The organism is Enterococcus sp. DIV0755f, assembly GCF_051713725.1.
GTDB lineage: Bacteria > Bacillota > Bacilli > Lactobacillales > Enterococcaceae > Enterococcus_D > Enterococcus_D casseliflavus.
On the sequence record NZ_JBIOQL010000001.1, the window covers coordinates 1,251,419 to 1,269,706 of the forward strand.

General features: G+C 45.5%; 16 protein-coding genes. 11 read left to right on the plus strand and 5 right to left on the minus strand.

What is annotated here, in order from left to right:
* The 11 genes from IGI73_RS05570 to IGI73_RS05620 all read left to right on the plus strand — a co-directional run bounded on the left by IGI73_RS05570 (window position 1) and on the right by IGI73_RS05620 (window position 13,072).
* Window positions 1-1,575 carry a GspE/PulE family protein gene (locus IGI73_RS05570; RefSeq protein ID WP_428206394.1) on the plus strand — a complete coding sequence of 525 codons (1,575 nt, stop codon included), beginning with the start codon at window positions 1-3 and terminating at the stop codon, window positions 1,573-1,575.
* 91 nt (window positions 1,576-1,666) lie between these two features.
* Window positions 1,667-2,977, plus strand: coding sequence for a type IV pilus twitching motility protein PilT (locus tag IGI73_RS05575; RefSeq protein WP_015509432.1), 1,311 nt, complete (start codon window positions 1,667-1,669; stop codon window positions 2,975-2,977).
* A gap of 3 nt (window positions 2,978-2,980) precedes the next feature.
* Window positions 2,981-4,192, plus strand: coding sequence for a type II secretion system F family protein (locus IGI73_RS05580; protein ID WP_428206393.1), 1,212 nt, complete (start codon window positions 2,981-2,983; stop codon window positions 4,190-4,192).
* 74 nt (window positions 4,193-4,266) lie between these two features.
* Complete coding sequence (locus tag IGI73_RS05585) at window positions 4,267-4,818, plus strand: type II secretion system protein (RefSeq protein ID WP_142967757.1); 552 nt, start codon at window positions 4,267-4,269, stop codon at window positions 4,816-4,818.
* A gap of 79 nt (window positions 4,819-4,897) precedes the next feature.
* Complete coding sequence (locus tag IGI73_RS05590; RefSeq protein WP_008378680.1) at window positions 4,898-5,650, plus strand: prepilin peptidase; 753 nt, start codon at window positions 4,898-4,900, stop codon at window positions 5,648-5,650.
* A 107-nt stretch (window positions 5,651-5,757) separates the two neighbouring features.
* Window positions 5,758-6,804 carry a type IV pilus biogenesis protein PilM gene (gene pilM / locus IGI73_RS05595; protein ID WP_422700476.1) on the plus strand — a complete coding sequence of 349 codons (1,047 nt, stop codon included), beginning with the start codon at window positions 5,758-5,760 and terminating at the stop codon, window positions 6,802-6,804.
* A 2-nt stretch (window positions 6,805-6,806) separates the two neighbouring features.
* Entirely contained in the window at window positions 6,807-7,430 is a 624-nt protein-coding gene (locus IGI73_RS05600; RefSeq protein ID WP_074536887.1) for a hypothetical protein, read from the plus strand.
* Window positions 7,423-8,049 carry a hypothetical protein gene (locus tag IGI73_RS05605; RefSeq protein ID WP_087627265.1) on the plus strand — a complete coding sequence of 209 codons (627 nt, stop codon included), beginning with the start codon at window positions 7,423-7,425 and terminating at the stop codon, window positions 8,047-8,049. The genes IGI73_RS05600 and IGI73_RS05605 overlap by 8 nt, the downstream gene beginning before the upstream one ends.
* Window positions 8,050-8,070: 21 nt before the next feature.
* Window positions 8,071-11,244, plus strand: coding sequence for a pectate lyase-like adhesive domain-containing protein (locus IGI73_RS05610; RefSeq protein WP_438759134.1), 3,174 nt, complete (start codon window positions 8,071-8,073; stop codon window positions 11,242-11,244).
* Entirely contained in the window at window positions 11,187-12,116 is a 930-nt protein-coding gene (locus IGI73_RS05615; RefSeq protein WP_438759135.1) for a hypothetical protein, read from the plus strand. The genes IGI73_RS05610 and IGI73_RS05615 overlap by 58 nt, the downstream gene beginning before the upstream one ends.
* A gap of 248 nt (window positions 12,117-12,364) precedes the next feature.
* Window positions 12,365-13,072 (plus strand): demethylmenaquinone methyltransferase, encoded by a 708-nt coding sequence (locus IGI73_RS05620; RefSeq protein ID WP_438759136.1) that lies wholly within the window; start codon window positions 12,365-12,367, stop codon window positions 13,070-13,072.
* Window positions 13,073-13,176: 104 nt separating this feature from the next.
* Here the strand turns inward: IGI73_RS05620 and IGI73_RS05625 are convergent, their stop codons facing one another.
* The 5 genes from IGI73_RS05625 to IGI73_RS05645 all read right to left on the minus strand — a co-directional run bounded on the left by IGI73_RS05625 (window position 13,177) and on the right by IGI73_RS05645 (window position 17,934).
* Window positions 13,177-14,982, minus strand: a complete 1,806-nt coding sequence (locus tag IGI73_RS05625) for an ABC transporter permease (protein ID WP_422700479.1) — start codon at window positions 14,980-14,982, stop codon at window positions 13,177-13,179.
* Window positions 14,983-14,995: 13 nt separating this feature from the next.
* Complete coding sequence (locus IGI73_RS05630) at window positions 14,996-15,748, minus strand: ABC transporter ATP-binding protein (protein ID WP_428206391.1); 753 nt, start codon at window positions 15,746-15,748, stop codon at window positions 14,996-14,998.
* 7 nt (window positions 15,749-15,755) lie between these two features.
* On the minus strand, window positions 15,756-16,118 hold the full coding sequence (locus tag IGI73_RS05635) for a YxeA family protein (RefSeq protein WP_428206390.1): 363 nt from the start codon (window positions 16,116-16,118) through the stop codon (window positions 15,756-15,758).
* 167 nt (window positions 16,119-16,285) lie between these two features.
* Window positions 16,286-16,636 (minus strand): hypothetical protein, encoded by a 351-nt coding sequence (locus IGI73_RS05640; RefSeq protein ID WP_010747917.1) that lies wholly within the window; start codon window positions 16,634-16,636, stop codon window positions 16,286-16,288.
* The gene (locus IGI73_RS05645) at window positions 16,633-17,934 is read right to left on the minus strand and encodes a DUF1576 domain-containing protein (RefSeq protein WP_270787609.1); all 1,302 of its coding nucleotides are present in this window, start codon (window positions 17,932-17,934) and stop codon (window positions 16,633-16,635) included. Before IGI73_RS05645 ends, IGI73_RS05640 begins: the two co-directional genes overlap by 4 nt.
* Window positions 17,935-18,288 lie beyond the last annotated feature (354 nt).

Consider the following 18,288-nt stretch of genomic DNA (forward strand, 5'->3'; position numbering starts at 1 on the left):
TTGCCGCAATCAAGTGAAAGAACGCCACGTAGAAAACCTAGAAGGCCTCTCAAAAAGTCAGAGAGTAGTCCAAGTTCAACCACCGCTGAGAAAACACAAACAGGCAACCTGTTTGACTTAGAGATTAGCTCAGAGGTTTTGTCCCTGATCCCCCGCTCGTTTGCCAAACAGCACAGCGTCTTTCCGTTAGAGAAAAAAGGCAATCGTTTGACCGTTGCGATGGCAAACCCTGGAGATTATGCGGCGATTAATGAAATGCGTTTGATCACTGGGTTATTGATTCGTCCGCAAAAAGCCCACAATGCCGATATCCAACAACTGATCGTTCGCGATTACCCTTCTGAGATCAGTTTGGATGGCTTGAGCGACTCTCTCGTTGAAACCATCGATCCAGAAGGCGACTCAAAATTAGATGATTCGCCGATCGTCAAATTGGTCAATACCCTGCTGCAAGATGCGGTGGATCGGGGCGCCAGTGATATCCATTTCGATCCACAAGAAAAAGGATTAGTCGTCCGCTTACGGGTCGATGGGGAGCTTCGTACCCATGAAAACTTGCCTAAGAGTATTCAGACTGGTGTTACTTCACGACTGAAAATCATTTCCTCCTTGGATATCACCGAAACACGTGTGCCACAAGATGGTCGGGCAATGATTCGTAACGGGGGCAACGTGGTTGATTTGCGGGTCTCGGTTTTACCTGTCATTCATGGGGAGAAAGTCGTGATTCGGGTGCTGGATCGCTCCAGTGGCATTCGACGCCTAGATGAGTTTCGCTTTGAACCGAAGGTATTGGCAACCTTTAAAGCGATTTTGCATAAACCCCACGGGATCATTCTTGTCACTGGACCGACAGGATCAGGGAAATCATCTTCCTTGTATGCAGCGCTGCAAGAGTTGAACACGCCTGAGATCAATATTATCACCGTCGAAGACCCAGTAGAGTTTCAGCTGCAAGGCATCAACCAAGTGGCAGTTAACAGCAACGTCGGTTTGACCTTTTCCGCTGGGTTACGGTCGATCTTGCGGCAAGACCCCAATGTCGTGATGGTGGGAGAGATTCGGGATGGCGAAACGGCGGAGATTGCGATTCGGGCTTCCATGACTGGGCACTTGGTATTATCCACCCTGCATACCAACGATTCCGTCAGTACCATCAATCGCTTAGTCGATATGGGGGTAGAACCGTTTCTGGTCGCCAATGCGTTAGAAGGCATCTTAGCTCAACGGCTCGTCCGAACCCTTTGTTCTTCTTGTAAGACAGTAGGACCAGCCAGCGACAAGGACAAGCAGTTATTTGAATCCTATGGCATCACGGTTACGGAACTGGCACAGCCTGTGGGCTGTCCAAAGTGTGGCAATACAGGATTCAAAGGGCGAATGGCCGTCCAAGAGCTGTTGACGATCGATGCCAAGCTGCGCCGTATGATCACGAACAAAGCGACCAACGACCAGCTGATGGATTATATTCAGGAACGAAAGATGCGCTTTTTGTTGGATGATGGGTTAGACAAAGTGCAACAAGGATTTTCCACCATCGAAGAAGTCTTGAAGGTGGTCGCCGCAGAAGAGTGAGACACGGATTGATTTATCGGTGATCTAGGGATCACCGAAGAACTACATACATTGTTTTAAAAGGAAATGCACATAGAAAGGGGCTGGTTTAATGGATCAAACGAGAGTGGCAACACAAGAGCGAGCAACCAAAAGGGCGACGAGAGAAAAAACAGCTCCGACCCGTACCCGCATCCGTGAAAATCGTGAACTGAGAGAAAAAAAACGTGCCCGCAATCGCCAGAGCGATCAAGACCGATCTGTCTCAACGCGGGAGATCATTCAAAAAGCAGAACGGCAAGCAGCGACAAAAACGACGACTGCCAGCAGTGCACAGGGCGTCAATCGCAACGAAGCTGCGCAGTTTGCTGCCATGTCACCTAAAGAGCGGATCGATCATTGGCTGATGATCGCTGTGGAACAAAAAGCATCAGATATCCATTTAGTCGAAGGCGTACCGCCGATTTTTCGTCGCCACGGCGACTTGCTACCGATCGAAGGGGTGCCAACCATCGACACCAAGGACATCGAAGCCATTGCCGAAATCCTTTGCAACCAACGGCAATGGGAGGAATTCAAGGAAAAGGGCGAGACCGATTTGGCCTACGAATTAGGCGACATCTGCCGCTTTCGGGTCAATATTTTCCGTCAAAAAGATACCGTTTCGATCGCCTTGCGGCAGATCCCCATCGAGATCCCGAAATTAAGCAAACTCGGTATGCCGACCGTCTTGCGGACCCTGATCCATAAAAGCCAAGGCTTGTTCTTAGTTACAGGGCCGACCGGTTCAGGGAAATCAACGACACTGGCTGCGATGCTGGACTATTTGAATGACACCAAAAAGACGCATATTTTGACGTTGGAAGACCCGATCGAGTACATCCATAACCACAAAAAAAGCATCGTTGCCCAGCGGGAAGTCGGCAGCGACACCATGTCCTTTGGCAATGGCTTACGAGCAGCCCTGCGGCAAGATCCAGACGTCATCTTAGTAGGGGAGCTGCGGGATTTTGAAACGATCTCGATTGCCTTGACGGCAGCGGAAACGGGACACTTGGTATTAGGAACCTTGCATACGTCAAGTGCCCCAGCGACCATTGAACGGATCGTCGATGTCTTTCCTGCCGATCAGCAGACTCAGATTCGTACACAGCTTGCTGGCGCATTACTAGGGATCTTGTCCCAGCGCTTGCTGCCAACGATCGATGGCAACGGACGGGTAGCAGCAACTGAGATGATGCTCAATACCCGAGGGATCGCCAGCTTGATCCGTCAAGGGAAAACCCACCAAATCCATAATATGCTGCAGATGGGGAAAAACGAAGGCATGCATACCATGAGCGCTTCTTTAGAAGAACTGGTTGCTGCGGAACGGGTCGATGCCGATGTGGCAGATAACTTAATGGAGGAAGGGGGCGAATAGCCGATGGCACTCTTTGCCTATCAAGGCACCAATGTCCGTGGTGAAACGTTTTCTGGCAGCTTGCGTGCCAATTCCTCCGTCGAAGCCCGCCAAAAACTGCGCCAAAAGCACATCAAAGTCAACAGCTTGATCGAACAGCCAGAAACCTTGGCGAATAAAGAGATTCAACTCTTTACAAAAGTTTCGTTAAAACTGCTGGTAGGGTATTTACGCCAGTTTTCGACATTGATCGCTTCGGGAATTACGATCGTTGATGCTTCACGAATGCTGGAAGAGCAACAAAAAAACCCGAATTTCAAGAAAATTCTTGGTGAAGTTCGGGATGAGATTGATAGCGGACGCCCGCTTTCAGAAGCCTACAAAGATCATCCCAATGCCTTTCCGACACTTCTGACCAGTGTCATCGCTGTTTCGGAGATGTCTGGATCACTGGAAGGAAATTTGAAGGATATGGCAGATTACTATGAAAAAAGCGCCGAAAACCGTAGCGGCATCGTCACCGCGATGGTTTATCCGATTATTTTAGTGATTTTAACCTTTATCGTAGGGATCATTTTATTGGTAATGATCGTCCCGATGTTTGTGGAAGTATTTGAAGGATTTGATGCCGATCTGCCGACGATCACCGTCGCAACGATGGCGATCAGCGAGTTCCTTCAGACCAGAGGGTGGGTTTTAGCCGTCTTGATCGTCGGATTTTTCGTCGGACTGTGGATCGCACGACGCAATCCAACCTTCGATTTCGCTTTTCAAAGTTTTCTATTACGTATTCCGCTGATTGGCGATATGATCACCAAAAATAGTTTTTCATTATTTATGACAACCATGTCGACATTGCTCAGCAGTTCTGTCGGTATGGTGACCGCCTTGAATATGAGTCGGGATGTCGTTGCCAATAAATACATCAAGCGGATCATCGATAATTGTGCCTTTCAAATTGAAGAAGGCGGCAAGATGAGCGATGTCTTTCGCGGCAACATGATGGTTCCGATGTTAGTGACCCAGATGGTCGAGATTGGTGAAAGTACTGGTTCCCTAGAGGACATGCTGAAGCGATTGAGTATCATCTATCAAAAAGAAGTTGATGAAACCAGTAAGCGACTGAAAACGATCATGGAACCGATTGTCATCTTGATAATCTGTGTGATCGTTGGCTTGATCGTTGCGGCGATCATGATCCCGATGTTCGATTTATTCGGTGCGATCCAAGGGTAATGATTTTGGTATTATCAAGCCACCTAGACGGCTTGTTTAATATATATGGAAGAAACAGGAGGAGTAAACACACTATGATTGATGCAATTTTAGCAGAAGAAACAACAGACAATCGATTGAATAAATTATTGAAAGACGAGCGCGGCCTCTCCTTGGTCGAGTTGCTGGCAGTAGTCGTTATCTTAGCGATCATCGCTGGGATCGGGGTTATTGCGATCGGCAACGTGATTCAAAATGCTCGTGAAGATGCAGCAGTTTCTGATATTCAGCAAGCTTTCTCAGCAGCAGTACTCTACCAATCAACTAATAGTAATTTGAATGATGGAACAGCGGATTCAATTTTGGAATTTACCTTACAAGATGTAATGGACGATGGATTACTTAATAGTAATTCTTGGGTTGGTACTCCGAATACAGATGGTACACCAGGAACTTCGCATTCGCCAAATAATGTGGAGTTTTCCATCACTGATGATGGTTCATTGAGAGTATATATTCCTGCTGGAATTTTAAGAGCCGGTCAAAAAGGAAATGCTGAAATTGGAGAGTCTGATGCGCCTGTAGACCAAGCCTTTATCACTGGTCTAACAAGAGATCAGGTCTTTCCATCAGAGTCAGATGACTAAAGAAACTAAAAACACCTTAAGTCACTAACCTGACCTAAGGTGTACGGCAACTCAACCCCCAGGAAAAAAGGAGTTTTTTATGAACGAAATTTTGCAACAGATCCCAATGGGCCTAATCATTGGTTATCTTTTCATCATAGGAATGTGTCTAGGTTCTTTTTTCCTAGTGGTTGGTTGGCGGGTTCCCAAAAAGGAATCCCTGCTGACTCGCTCGCACTGTGATGACTGCCAACAGACATTAGGTGCAAGGGACCTCATTCCAGTTTTATCATACCTTATTTTAAAAGGCAAGTGCCGCAAGTGTCAAAAAAAGATCCCGCTGATTGCTTTTCTTTATGAAGTGTTGATCGGCATGCTATTTACGGGTACGACCTTGCTGTTTTGGGGCACTGCTGAAGTGATTGCCGCTTGGTGTTTATTAGCCTTATTAGCCATTATTTCTGCCAGCGACATCTTCTATCAGTTGATCCCCAATAAAGTGTTAGCCCCTTTTTTCGCTGGAGGGATCGGTTTACGGTTGATCCAACCGCAAAATGAATTTTGGTGGTATTGGCTCGTTGGCTTCTTTGCTGGCTTCTTGCCATTGTATCTCTTAGCGGAGCTCAGTAAAAAAGGCATGGGTGGCGGCGATATCAAATTATTTGCCGTCTTAGGCGTGTATATCGGCCCAGTGCAAGTCTTGACCGTTTTATTTGTCGCTTCTTGCTTGGCAGTGATTTTTTACGTGATCCAAATGCTACGGGGCAAAGTCAAAAGCCGCTACATTGCTTTTGGTCCCTTTATCGCCATTGCTACTGGCATGGTTTATCTTGGCAGCGGCTGGTTCCTTTGAATCGGGTTGCTGACCTTGGCGTTTGCTTGATTTGCTAAGCAAGCGTTGTACATAGAAATAACGTTGGTTCCTTCATAAAAACCAACAAGAAGAAAGCAGGTCCTCGTATGTTTGGCAAAAAAACAATTCCCCGCTTAGTTGGGATCGACATCCAAAAAAACTGCATCCGTTACTGTACCAAAAAAGGTGACCGTCTCAAATACGGCGAGCTGGTCGTGAATGGTACGATTTTTAAAGATGATAAGCTGCGCAATCCTGATAGTCTTGAAGCCGCCTTCAATGAGATCGCCAAACGCTTGGGATTACGCACGATGAGTGTGGTGATCACGGCGCTGAATTCTCGTCTGCTGATCAAGCAGATCCCAATCGGCAAGATGAACTCGGAAAAAGAGATTCGCGAGTACTTGTATTTTGAATTGGGGGAGTCCATCTCCTTGCCTTTTGAAAACCCGATCTTTGATCTACTGATCCTAGGTAAAGGCAACAAGCAAAAAGCACCAAAAGCACAAAAGAGAAAAGCCAGTAAGAAGGAAGAAAAAGCAGAGCCGCAAGCTGTGGTCATCCAGCGGAATCGGTTTACCATCAATGGCAATGTGCCAGTCGTGGTCACATCAGAGCCGATTTTGATTCAACTCGGCGACACATTGAAAAAAGGCGGCCATCAGCTGATGGGCGTCGATTGCAGTTTTCTGGCGTATAGTCGTATGTTTCAGCGACAGATCAACTGGAGTGAAAATTTCGTGCTGGTCGAGTTAGATGCTGGTATCGCCAATATTACCTTTTTTGAAGAATTGGTGCCGACCTACTTGCAGTATGAAGATTATAATCAAGCCAATTGGAAATATATTGAAAAAGCCCAATCTGTGCAAGTGAACTTTAGGGAAAGTGCGGAGATCCAAGCGCTGGAAGGGTTGGCAGAAACCCTGAATTCGGTGATTGCTTACTATTATCAGGAAATCTCGCCTGATTGTGAATTGAAAAAAATCTACTTAGTCGGCGGTCATCCAATGCTGCGCAAAGAAGTCCAAGAAATTTTTCACGACGTATCTTCTTTGCCAGTCAAAACGATTTCTGCAAAAGTAAGTGAAACCAGCAAGAAAAAAATTCCCGACCGCTATGTCTTGGCTGCGGGATTAGCGACGAAAGAGGTGTAACCATGAACATCAATCTATTGCCTAATAAATTTATTCGTAATCGGGCGTTTGAAGTCATTCTTTCGGTGTCGCTTCTCCTTTCGTTAGTTGTCGTTGGGGTTTGTGGGTTAGGCTTTTGGTATTATCAACGTTTGGTGACCAATAATCAAAGCAATATCATGTCTAGTCAAGCAGAGCGTATCGTCTTTCAGCGCCAGTTAGAAGAGATGTTGGCGTCAAAATCTCAAGACCTACAAGAATTCATTGCCCTGCAAAAGCAAGAGAAATATTTCACAGCGCCTATTATGGAAACCTTTGAGGAAGTGGCATCAGGGATCGATGTGACCATCAATTCGTATAATTTGCTGCTAAATAGCGATGGGGGAACGTCCGAAACAGCCCAAGACGGCACGCCATTGTTTCCTTCGGTGAACTTGGCGGTCCAAGGGGATGTTTATGAAAGTCTGATTCGCCTCAAATCAGCTTTTGAAGCAATCGATTGGGTACATCATGTGACCTATCAATCCTTCTCTCATAGTTCAACGCCGCAAGATGGGCGCATCACTGTCTATCTCTCACGAATCGATGCACCACAAGTGATCAGTGAAGACAGCGAAGAAGAAAGCGAGGTGGAAGCGGATGACTAGAGTCTTTTTCTCCAAAAAACACATCATCATCTCCGCAGTGATTGCACTAGTTCTCGCTACCTCCGTACTCATATTTTGGCTATTTTTGCTGAACCCCAAACGTGCCGAAGGGATCGAATTGGCTCAGGAATTAGCTGGGATCGAAGCTGAGATCCGCGACATTCAAGAACAGTTGGTCTACCTGCAAGGGGAACCAGACCTTCTTTCATCAGAGACGGTCAATGAGGTGCCGATCATTCCCAATGGCATGGCGATCGAGTCTTATTTTACCGATCTCGCTGCCCTTGAAACGGAATTGCCGATCACGATTTTGCAATCGACCTTTAATGAGGAGATGCTTTACCCTACACCAGAACAAATGGCAGATCAGACTGGTGACAATCCTTTGGCTACGCAATTTCGGGTCACAAGGATCGGCTTTGACCTCCTGAGTGAGACGAATGAAGGAATCGTGCGTTTTATTGATCGGATGGAAAACCTGAATCGCTTTTTAAAAGTTGAATCAGTCGAATATCGGCAAGGAAGCAATACGTCAGGAGCAGATGCGTTTTCGGCAAGTGTCGTTATCAAGCTGTATTATCTATCAAGCTTTGAAACGGGACAAGAACTGTTGGAGTAATCAAAGGAAAGGGGTGCCTAGATGAAATCATTTACTGTTCTAGCGACTGTCTCGAAAATCAAACTGGCTGCCGCTGCATTAGGGGGTTTTATCGTTATTTCTGTCTTGTATGCGGTCTTTGCTATCCATGGTGGCAATTCTTATGAAGTGTCCGGTCACTTTGACCCAGAAACAGGACAATATGTATTGACGATCGAATCGGAACAAGCTGCGGGCGAGACGCTTTTCTTGATGGCGAATCATGAAGCGCTGGTGTCATTAGAAATGTTTGAAATGCTTGAGCTGGAAGAAGCGACCTTGCATCCAGCTGAACAAGAGGGTGTTTATGGTGTGGAAATCGAAGTGGCGCCTACGGAAGAAACGTTGTCCTTGGCATTACCAGTCTCTTTAGGAGAAGAAGACGCCATCGAATTTGTTCTTAAGCGGGGAAACCGGACACTGCAAAAAATCGCTCCGCCTTCTCTCGAGGAACGACAAGCCTTGCGATTGGAAGCTGACAAGGCTGTAGAAGAAGCAGCCTTGCTTGACGTTCAGCAGCAGGAAACCAATGAGTCAGCGGCAGTCGAACTGCTTTCAGAACGGGCGACACAAGGAGAGCGTGCCGAAGTTTCGGACTATCAAGAGCTGCGGGCTGCTTTCAGTAATTCATCGATCTCTGAAATCGTGTTTCTCGCTGACATTACCGCTGATTATACGAATGAGGCCAACAATCGTTTAACGGCGTTGAATCGGTCGGTGTCCATCGATGGGAATGGCTTTACCTTAACCACACCGAAGCGTTTCAACACGAACGGGACACCAAACTATAGCACGAATCCTACTGGACGTTTCTTTGAACTGACGACTACCCATGATCGTCAGCCAGCGGTCTTTGAGTTAAAAAATATGACGATCGATTTTCAGGGGAACAATCTAGGATTAAACGCATTGATCTATCAACAATCGTTGGCAGCTTCAGCTTTTTGGACGGTCAAAATAGAAAATATCGAGGCAAAAAGTGGTGTGCTAGAGGGCAGTACGGGCAATAATTTCCTTTATTTACAGCAAGGAAATCTCGAGATTCGCGGAACGTTCCATTGGGTGGCTCACAGGAACGCAGCCGCGGGCAACAGTTCGGATACTGGCAGCTTTAATGTCAAAAGTGTCTTGATCACGGATGAGGCGGATGTCAAGATCTCAAATACTCGGCCAATTTTTCGACTTCATCCAAATAACAACAACATTTCAACCTCGTTTCGAGTCAATAAGGGTTCCAAGGTAGAGCTCTACAGCGTTCAGCGACAAGTAATTTGGGCGAATATGGAAAATCGCACAAATGAGGTGATTTTTGAAGTCGATGGTGAAGGCACCGTCTTAAATGCCTCATCACAAATGGACTTAGCGGGAGCTGACGGTGCAATCATTTCCTTGATTGGACAACGGGATGAGAGGAACAACAAGTTTTCCCGTACCATTATTTCTGGCGGAGCGGTCGTAAACTCGTATTCTAGAGCCCCCAGTCCCACGAATGGTGTACCGAGAGGAACCGCTGCTTTTGTCAATCAAATTTCCAAAGCGTCAAGAGACACCGAGCTCGGTGGCAATGTGACGGTAACTGGGGAAGGGTCGCAGTTTAATCTATTTGGCGATGGTCAAAATCATGACTATGCTTCTGTCATGCGGTTTCGCTTAGTAGGGGAGCAGACCTTTGTGCTTGCCGACCAAGGGAGAATGAATATCGTCAAATACCATGGGAATTCGGCTGCTGTGCGGATGTATGGTCGAGATAACGAGTTCTATGTGGAGTCAGCCGGTCAGTTGAATATTTTTAACCATGCAGGCACCAGGACTGCGGCAGATGATGGCATCTATATTGATGAAACAGGTTTTGCCGTATTTGATCAGTACAATGATGAAGATCGAGAATTTGACCCATCTGCTGATTCCACCATTACTGCCAGTAATGGTGAAGATAGGGCTGGTCGACAAGGGATTCAATTTCCCCTTGATGGCAGTGGAACCTCGGTCTTTAGTGCACAAGGTGAAAACAGTCGAATCCACATCTATGCACATCGTGGACCTGCTGTTTGGATGCAAGGCGGAGAAGCCGAGTTCTTAGCTGGAAAAGACGCGACCTTTCGAATGGAAGGACGCACCCTAGGCGCAAATAATGGAATAATCAGTTCGGTCGCAAGAAGTAATTTTGTGATTGATGAACCACTGTTTTATGATTTTCGAAACAATCGACCCAATGGCGGACAAGCGTTCTCAAACTCAAATCGTAACAGTACCTTTACGTCTAATCGTGTGGGACTAGCGGTTTGGGAAAAACGCAACGGAGTGAATCTAGATGGTGATCCGGACAATTTCTGGAATCCATTGAGCTATCAACTAGGCAATGTCAATTTTGCACAAATCGTTAGTCCGCAACCGGGAGAGCCTTTTTCAAATGAATTCAACAGTACGACTTTTAGGGGCGGGAATGCCTACACGCGATTTTCTGCCAATAATTATCCGCCAATGATCCAGCACTTAGTGACCCCTACCAATGCCGACAAAACCTTTTATGCCAAAGCGGTCGTTCCGTATGAATATACGGGGGCGATTCGCGATGCTTGGGATGATGAGGTCTGGGTGGAAGTTGCTTTGAAGGACGAAGCAGGCAACCAGCTTGAAACGCAATGGCTTTCCTCAAAATCAACTGTCGATGTTTTTGGTGAGGTGCATAGTGGTGTGATCGCATGGACGAGGGACGACTTTTTCAAGACAGGTCAACGTTTTGAAGTGCTGCGTGCCCACCGAGGAGTAGACCCCACGATGGAGGATGTTGATGATTCGATTTTCATTCATGCAACAGAAGAGAGTATTGCCGCTTTGCCTGATGCGGTCGTCGTGGATGTACGACCACCGACTGGTCTGCAAGTGGCAGAGGATCAGGTCTTTAATGAACGGACGACAACAGTTTCGGGTATCATGGATTTTCATTCTCCGCAAGACGACCAGCCAAAAGAGCGCGTCGCCATTTATGCGAGTACCGCGCAAGGATTGATCCGTGATGCTTCAGGTGACCCATATGTCATATTACACTTGATGCCGAACAAGGCAACGCCGTGCCATGGCAGTATCAATTGCCACGTCGTCTTGATCCTGAAGAGGATGTGTATATCGAATTTTACGCGAAAGATTTTGCCAATGATCGTTACGACGATTTCGTAGGAACGTTACCAGATACGACCACGACGGAACCCAATGGACAGTTGGGGAGTACGAATCCGTCCGCCAGCGATTACGAGGACTATTTAGGGTATCGTGATGCCATTGGCGATGAACGTTTCCCACCAGCGCTCTCCTTTGAAGTCACCAGTATTCGACCTTCTGACCCATCGATTACGTTGCGAGTACCGCAAAGCTTTGATCGAGATGAAGAAGGCAATCCGATTATCACCGTCGGCAATCAATTGATCTTGCGGACGATCGTAGAAAGCAACGATGCACGAAATTCTGGGAAAGACGATATTGAAAATGCTGTCGTGACGCTAGATATCTCGCCGAATTTATTGACGTTCTTAAATGTCGATGCGCTCGTGTATCAAGACAATGTCGCCTCGGCAACTCTTTCTGGCGATCGTATCACGATCCATTTAGAACGCCCGATCGCACCTGGAGATCGCATAGAATGGAACTTGACTGCTCGGGTGGATGAACAGGCAGCTGCTGGGAACGGTCTGACCCCAGTAACGATCAACGGTAGAGTTTCGGGGAATCAGCCAGAGACGGAAAACATCCTGGTAGGGGAAGACAGTCTCACGCTGCAGACAGGTACACGCGCTGTCACTGGTGAGTTGATCAACCTTGCTGTTCATAACAATCAGCTGCAGATTTTTTATTCCAATCTTAGTACCTTTGACGTCTATATGGATGGCACCTTTTATCGAACATACAACGTGCAGCAAAGACCCGTCACAGATTCTGTCACCCTTGATATTCCTGTCCATGACATCCGTAATTTGATTTCTGTGCGCTACAAAGACGAAAATGGTGCAGACCGTGTTTCTTATTGGAACAATATCTGGGACTTCATCGATTAAACGTGAATAACCTGTTTTAAAAGCTAGAAGAACAGTCTTTCACTGCTGGATCCGCTTATTGCTGACCGAATTGCCTTGGTCAACAACGTGGGGATCTATGTAGGAAAGGCTGTTTTTTGGTGGGAAAATGACTGGAGGAAAAGGAGAAAGCAGGGTTTTTGTTCCGCAGGTTTTTTCGTGCTAGACTAAAAAGCAGAAGCACGTGAAGCAACAGCAAAACGAAGGGAACAAAGAAAGGACGTGCCGCAATGGCAACAACAGCCAAAGAAACAAAAGTACATGATGTATTTGAATCGATCGCTTCCCGTTATGATCGAATGAACGGTATTATCTCCTTTCAGCTGCACAAACGGTGGCGCAAGGATACCATGAAACGAATGGCAGTACCAATGGGTGCGGAGATATTAGATTTATGCTGCGGTACCGGGGATTGGGCGTTTGCATTGAATGAAGCGGTCGGTCCGACGGGGCAAGTGACCGGCGTTGATTTTAGCGAAGAAATGTTAACGGTTGCCAAAGAAAAGGCCCAGAAAAAGCAACAAACGCAGATCCAGTGGCAGACTGGCAATGCGATGGCATTAAGCTTTCCAGACGAGCACTTTGATTATGTGACGATCGGGTTCGGGTTGAGAAATGTCGCGGATCGCCAACAAGTCTTGGCAGAGATCCATCGGGTGCTGCGCCCAGGCGGGAAAATCGTTTGTCTCGAAACATCACAGCCCACACTGATCGGCTGGCGGCAACTGTTTACTTTTTATTTTCACCATGTCATGCCGTTATTTGGCAAACTGTTCGCCAAAAGCTATCAAGAATATTCCTGGCTGCAGGAGTCCACACGGGATTTTCCTGACAGAGAGGCATTGAAACGAGAATTTCAGGCAGCTGGCTTTGATGTGTTGCAAGTCAAAAGCTATGCAGGAGGTGCGGCGGCGATGCATCTAGGGGTCAAACCCTAAGCTTGCTTTCCCTTTGTGCGAGAAAAAACGAAAAAATGAAAGAGACCATCATGCCCTTTATGGCTTGATGGTCTCTTTGCGTTGAGCAATTCAGAGTGTGATTGTTATTTTTTCTTTGGGTTTAAAACAATGTTGGTGTATAACCCAATGGTCACCACGTAATAAATGGCATAGAGGGCGATAAAGATGCCAAAAGGTAGCCATAGGTCATGATACGGATCGATCATCAAGGTGGTGAACATTTTTAGACCGAACAAGACATGGATCATTCCTAAGATACCAGGAACTAGGAAAAGCACGCCAATCTCTTTGCGGATCGAGCTTTTTAGTAAACGTGTGCGGGTACCGATTTTTTTCAGCATCGTGTAACGTTGGATGTCGCTGTTTGCCCCTGAAAGAATTTTGAACATCAGGCAGCTAGCTAACATCGTCAAGAAGGCGATACCCAGGAAGAAGCCCATAAATTCAAAACCAGAGAAAATCCCGTTATAGCTGTCGTAGGCGAAGACCCGTTGTGAGAAATTCATATCGGCGGTTTCTGAAGAATTTGCGTCTTGATTTGCTTGCGCCAAATCACGCAGCGCATCGTAGCTTGCTTGAAAGTCTTTGACTTGTACCATTCGCAAGCTGGTTTCCGGTGCATTGACCGCACCAAAAGCGGTTTGATCGACGACTTGGATCTCCTTACCTCGTTGTTCTGGTAAGAGGTAGCTACGCAATTGATCTTGGGCGGTCACATCAGAAGCTAATTGATCGCCAGTCAGCTTGTTGTAAGTAACATCGACACTCAGCTGATCCATACTGGAGCTGAGCAAGTTGTTTTCGTTGAATTGTTCCTTCACGTAATAAATGGTGTCATCCGTTTCTTTCATGCTGTAGGTCACATCAAGGGTCGGGTTTAACGCATTGACTTTTTCGTCAGAGGCGTTTTGGGCATTGTTCAAATACAAGTCATAAGGGGCAACAGTTTTTGCCAAGATAGGGATCTCGTTTTTAAAGCCAAGACCAACCGTCAAGGCACCTAATGCTAGAGCAAAAAGCATCGCCACCATCGAAAGCATCTGGGTATACTCACGAATCCGAAAGCTTAATTGCGACAAGGTGAAATTGTTTAACTTTTTCAATGCGATCGTATCGTTCTTCTTTAATAGGGATAAAAGAGCGATGATCACCGAACGAAAGACTAGGTATGTGCCAAGAACGATCGTGACAAGGGCGATGCCGATCCCGATCAATTGGAAGGTCATCAAATCGCTCATCATATAATAGCCGATGGCTAAGGAACAAAGACCTAAAATGGTTTGCAAGAAGAGCAAGAATGGCCGTTGTTTGACTTGTGCCGGCGTGCTTGTTTCTCGTAATAATGCTAAAATCGATTTTTTGGCAATTGCCCGTGCATTGAAGATGGCAGCAATCAAGAAGAGAACCGAGAAGAAGACGACGGTTACGATCAATGCCTCTGGACTAAATGCTGCATAATGGGTGATCTGCAAGTTTAATTGATTGACTAGCAAAGTATTGACACCACTTGCTAAGCCGATCCCTAAGATAGAGCCGACGGCGGTGGCAACGATACCTACCATAAAGGTTTCGATAAAAATCATTTGGGCGATCTTTCGTCCTTTGGCTCCTAACATCATAAACATGGCATAATCCTTTTGGCGCATCGCCATCAAGAAAGAATTGGCATATAAGATGTAGGCAAAGGTAATGATCCCTAAGAGAACCGAGCCAAAACGAAAGACGAAGACCACCATACTGATGATCGAGTTGCTTTTTAAAAAGGCTTCATTGCTCGCCATTGATTCGAACATATAAAAGATGGCTGAAGCCATGACTAAACCAGAAAAGAGGACGATATAATCCTTCAACCGAGCTTTGATCCCGGTAAGTGATAGTTTCCAAAGCATGTGTTCTTCCTCCTTATTGTTCCAAGTTTCCTAGAATGACAAGGATCTGGCGGTAAAACGCTTCACGGCTTTGATCCTCACGTTTGACTTCTTGATGGATCTTTCCGTCCTTGATAAATAAAATACGTTGGCAATAGCTGGCAGAAAGGGGATCATGAGTGACCAATAAAATCGACACTTGGTCATTGGTATTCAAGTCGTCCATCATATTCAATAAGTCTTTCGCACTTTTTGAATCCAAGGCACCTGTCGGTTCATCCGCAAAAAGGATCGTTGGTTCCGTGATCAAGGCTCGAGCGGCTGCCACCCGTTGCTTTTGTCCACCAGAGATCGCTGCTGGATATTTTTCGAGAATATGTGTGATGGACAAGCGTTCTGCGACTCGTTTGATCCGTTGTTGGATGATCTTTGGTTTGACTCCTTGTAAAGACAACGGCACAGCGATGTTTTCTGAAGCCGTTAAGTTTTCTAATAGATTGAAGTCTTGGAAAATAAAGCCGATTTCACGGCTGCGGAAATCCGCCAAGGCATCGCCTTTTAGTTTGGTGATATCGCTATTGTTGATGCGAATGGCACCTTTTGTCGGATGATCCAACGTTGAAAGAATGTTTAGTAGGGTGGATTTTCCTGAACCAGAAGCCCCCATGATCCCAATGAATTCGCCTTTTTCAATATCAAAGCTGATACCTTTTAAGGCTTCGGTTTGTTTTTCGTTAGCTTTTCCATACACTTTGGTCAGTTCATTTGCTTGAATAATTTTTTCCATCGTTGCGTTACGCTCCTTTTAATTGGGTTAATGCTTTGGTTGGGATGTCTTTTTCTTTGACCTCTTCATAGCCAGTTACCCCTTTTTTTTCGTTCCAAGTAAGCTTTAAATAGGCTTCTTTGCGCAATGGTCGTTCTTGGAAACCGTTGAAATCAAGGGTTTTGCTTTTGCCGTTCTCATCATACCCTGGCAATTCGTAATGGTATTGCGTATAGACATTCCCATTGTCATCCTTAGAAGTCGTCTTTTCACCATCTGTGGTGATTTGGACATAGTAGCTGTCGCCGCCCATGATGACGGTTTGTGCGACATGCAATGCGCCGAACCCTATGAGGAGGAGCGCTGCAAGTCCAATCAGAAGTTTTTTCATCTATCGGTCACCTCGTTTTTTATTATGATGAAAGTATAACGCTGGTTTTCTGAAAAGTAGTGTGAAAAATCTATCAATAAACTTTCATTTTTGTCACGACAAACGAACAAAAAACGTTTCTAAAGGGTGAAGGTCACCGCTTAGAAACGTTTTTTGCGTAGGGCTTTTCAGTTGTATTTTTTGCGATACAATTCAACGATCAATTGCTCATCCTCGTACATGATGGATGCTTCGTCGATCATTAATCCTAATAGATAGTAATCTTTTTCTTCATGGATCGTTTGATGACCGCCTAACAGCTCCACATAATAATTTTCTAACGTGCTATCTCTTGGTGTGTTGAGCATGTCGATAAAATGTTCTAAATCAGAGGGCTGCTCTGGAAATTGACCTTGCACAACTGCTTTAAACCCCTCTGCTTCAAAGGCCATCTCACTTATTATCTTTTGACAGTCATGGGACAAAAAGTAGGTGACCACTTCATCGACGATTCGCCGTGCCCGTTCTTTTTCAATCATTTTCTTCTCCGCCTTCTGATTTGCTGGTATTCATCTAACAATGGTACCATTGCTGCCGCGACAAATCCACTGGAAAAGCCATTATTGTATAAGTTCAATCCTCCATGTAAATAGGTGATATTTGTGACCAAGGCTGCATGGACCACCCCAGCGATTACGCCAGCAACTGGACCATAATACCCACTGATGGGGGCTAGACTGGTGCCGAAGATCGCTGTCAGCAATAAACTGAAGGTCGATACATCAGAGGTCAAACCGACCTTGGTTGCTAAAACCACCCCAACCATGACAGGCAAACTATTTCTCCAGTGATTCCCGAATGCACTGAAGCCTATCACGGTCAATATTGCGCCTAAAAGGGGACCAGATAGTTCGCCTTGTAAGAAGAAGACAAAGAACAGCATCAACATCCCCATCATCGCCATGTTCATCATCGTGACCCCAAGGGAAAAAATCGTGACATAGTCCGTCATTAATTTCCCTGACGTTTGAAAAAGCTCAGGCAAGCCTTTGAGGGATCGCTGATTTAGAAGATACCCGATAAGAAACATAGCAAGACAAAGAATGAGCAAGAACCCAGTCAGATAATAGTGATACTCCGTCGTCAACTGTTTGTTTGAATAGACTTCTAAGTCGAACAGGCGTAAAAAACTCGTGAAAAACATAGTGATGATGCCAGCAGCAAACCCGATATTATACAAAGAAAAACCTTGGTGGAATTGTAAAAATTGAGCTGCTAGAGGAGGAAGCGCCAAACCGATCAATAGACCGATGCCATAACCAAAAGCGATCCCGACGGGTAAAGGCAACCCTAAACCGAATGCTAAGTAACTGATAACCGGCGAGGCGGCACTGCCAAATAAGGCAACCAGTGAATATTGTGTAGCGGGGCGTTGCTGTATGTAAGAGTATAAATAGACACCAAGTGGAATGGGAATCGAGTTAAAGATGTTTTTTCCAAAAAAAGAAAAGCCAGATATGGTAAAAAAAGCAGCGATCATTGGTCCACTAATAATCGTTCCTTGCTTTTTCGCAAGGAGGATACTGATCAATGTCAATAAGCCACTGTTTAAAAAGGCGCTTCCAAGATTGCCGATCGCAAAATAATCAGAAATCAAATTACTGGGGGCATTTAAGATTGCCAGCGAGCCTTGCCACAAAGCTTGAGGAGGGGAAGCAACCAAGCCAATGAGGATCAAGACGATGCTATACGCCAAAAGCAAGCGCTGGGTTAAGAGCTGTGAGATAGGTGCAAAGGGTTTCGATTTTGTTTGTAAGAAAACTCGTTTATCTGCCATAGTTTCATTGAACGCTCCTTTTTTTCATAGTATCACACCTTTTAGCGACAAAAAAGTATTTTTTGACAGTTTTAAGCAGCGGGAGAACAAGGTAAATGAGAACCAAAAAAGGGAGAAAAAGAAAAATTTAAGAAAATGCGAATAATAATAACGGCGATGTATCAAGGAGAATCGCCGTTTTTTCAATAATTTCATCAATCGGTGAAATTATTGACAGAAAGAATTTTACGAAAATTGTTATAATTTAGTTAATCTCGTTCAGATTTTCTAATAAAAAAGCCATTTTAAGATAAAAAAAACTGTTTGCTTGGTTTTTTTATTCGAAGATCGAGTGATCACTGAATCACGAGGAAG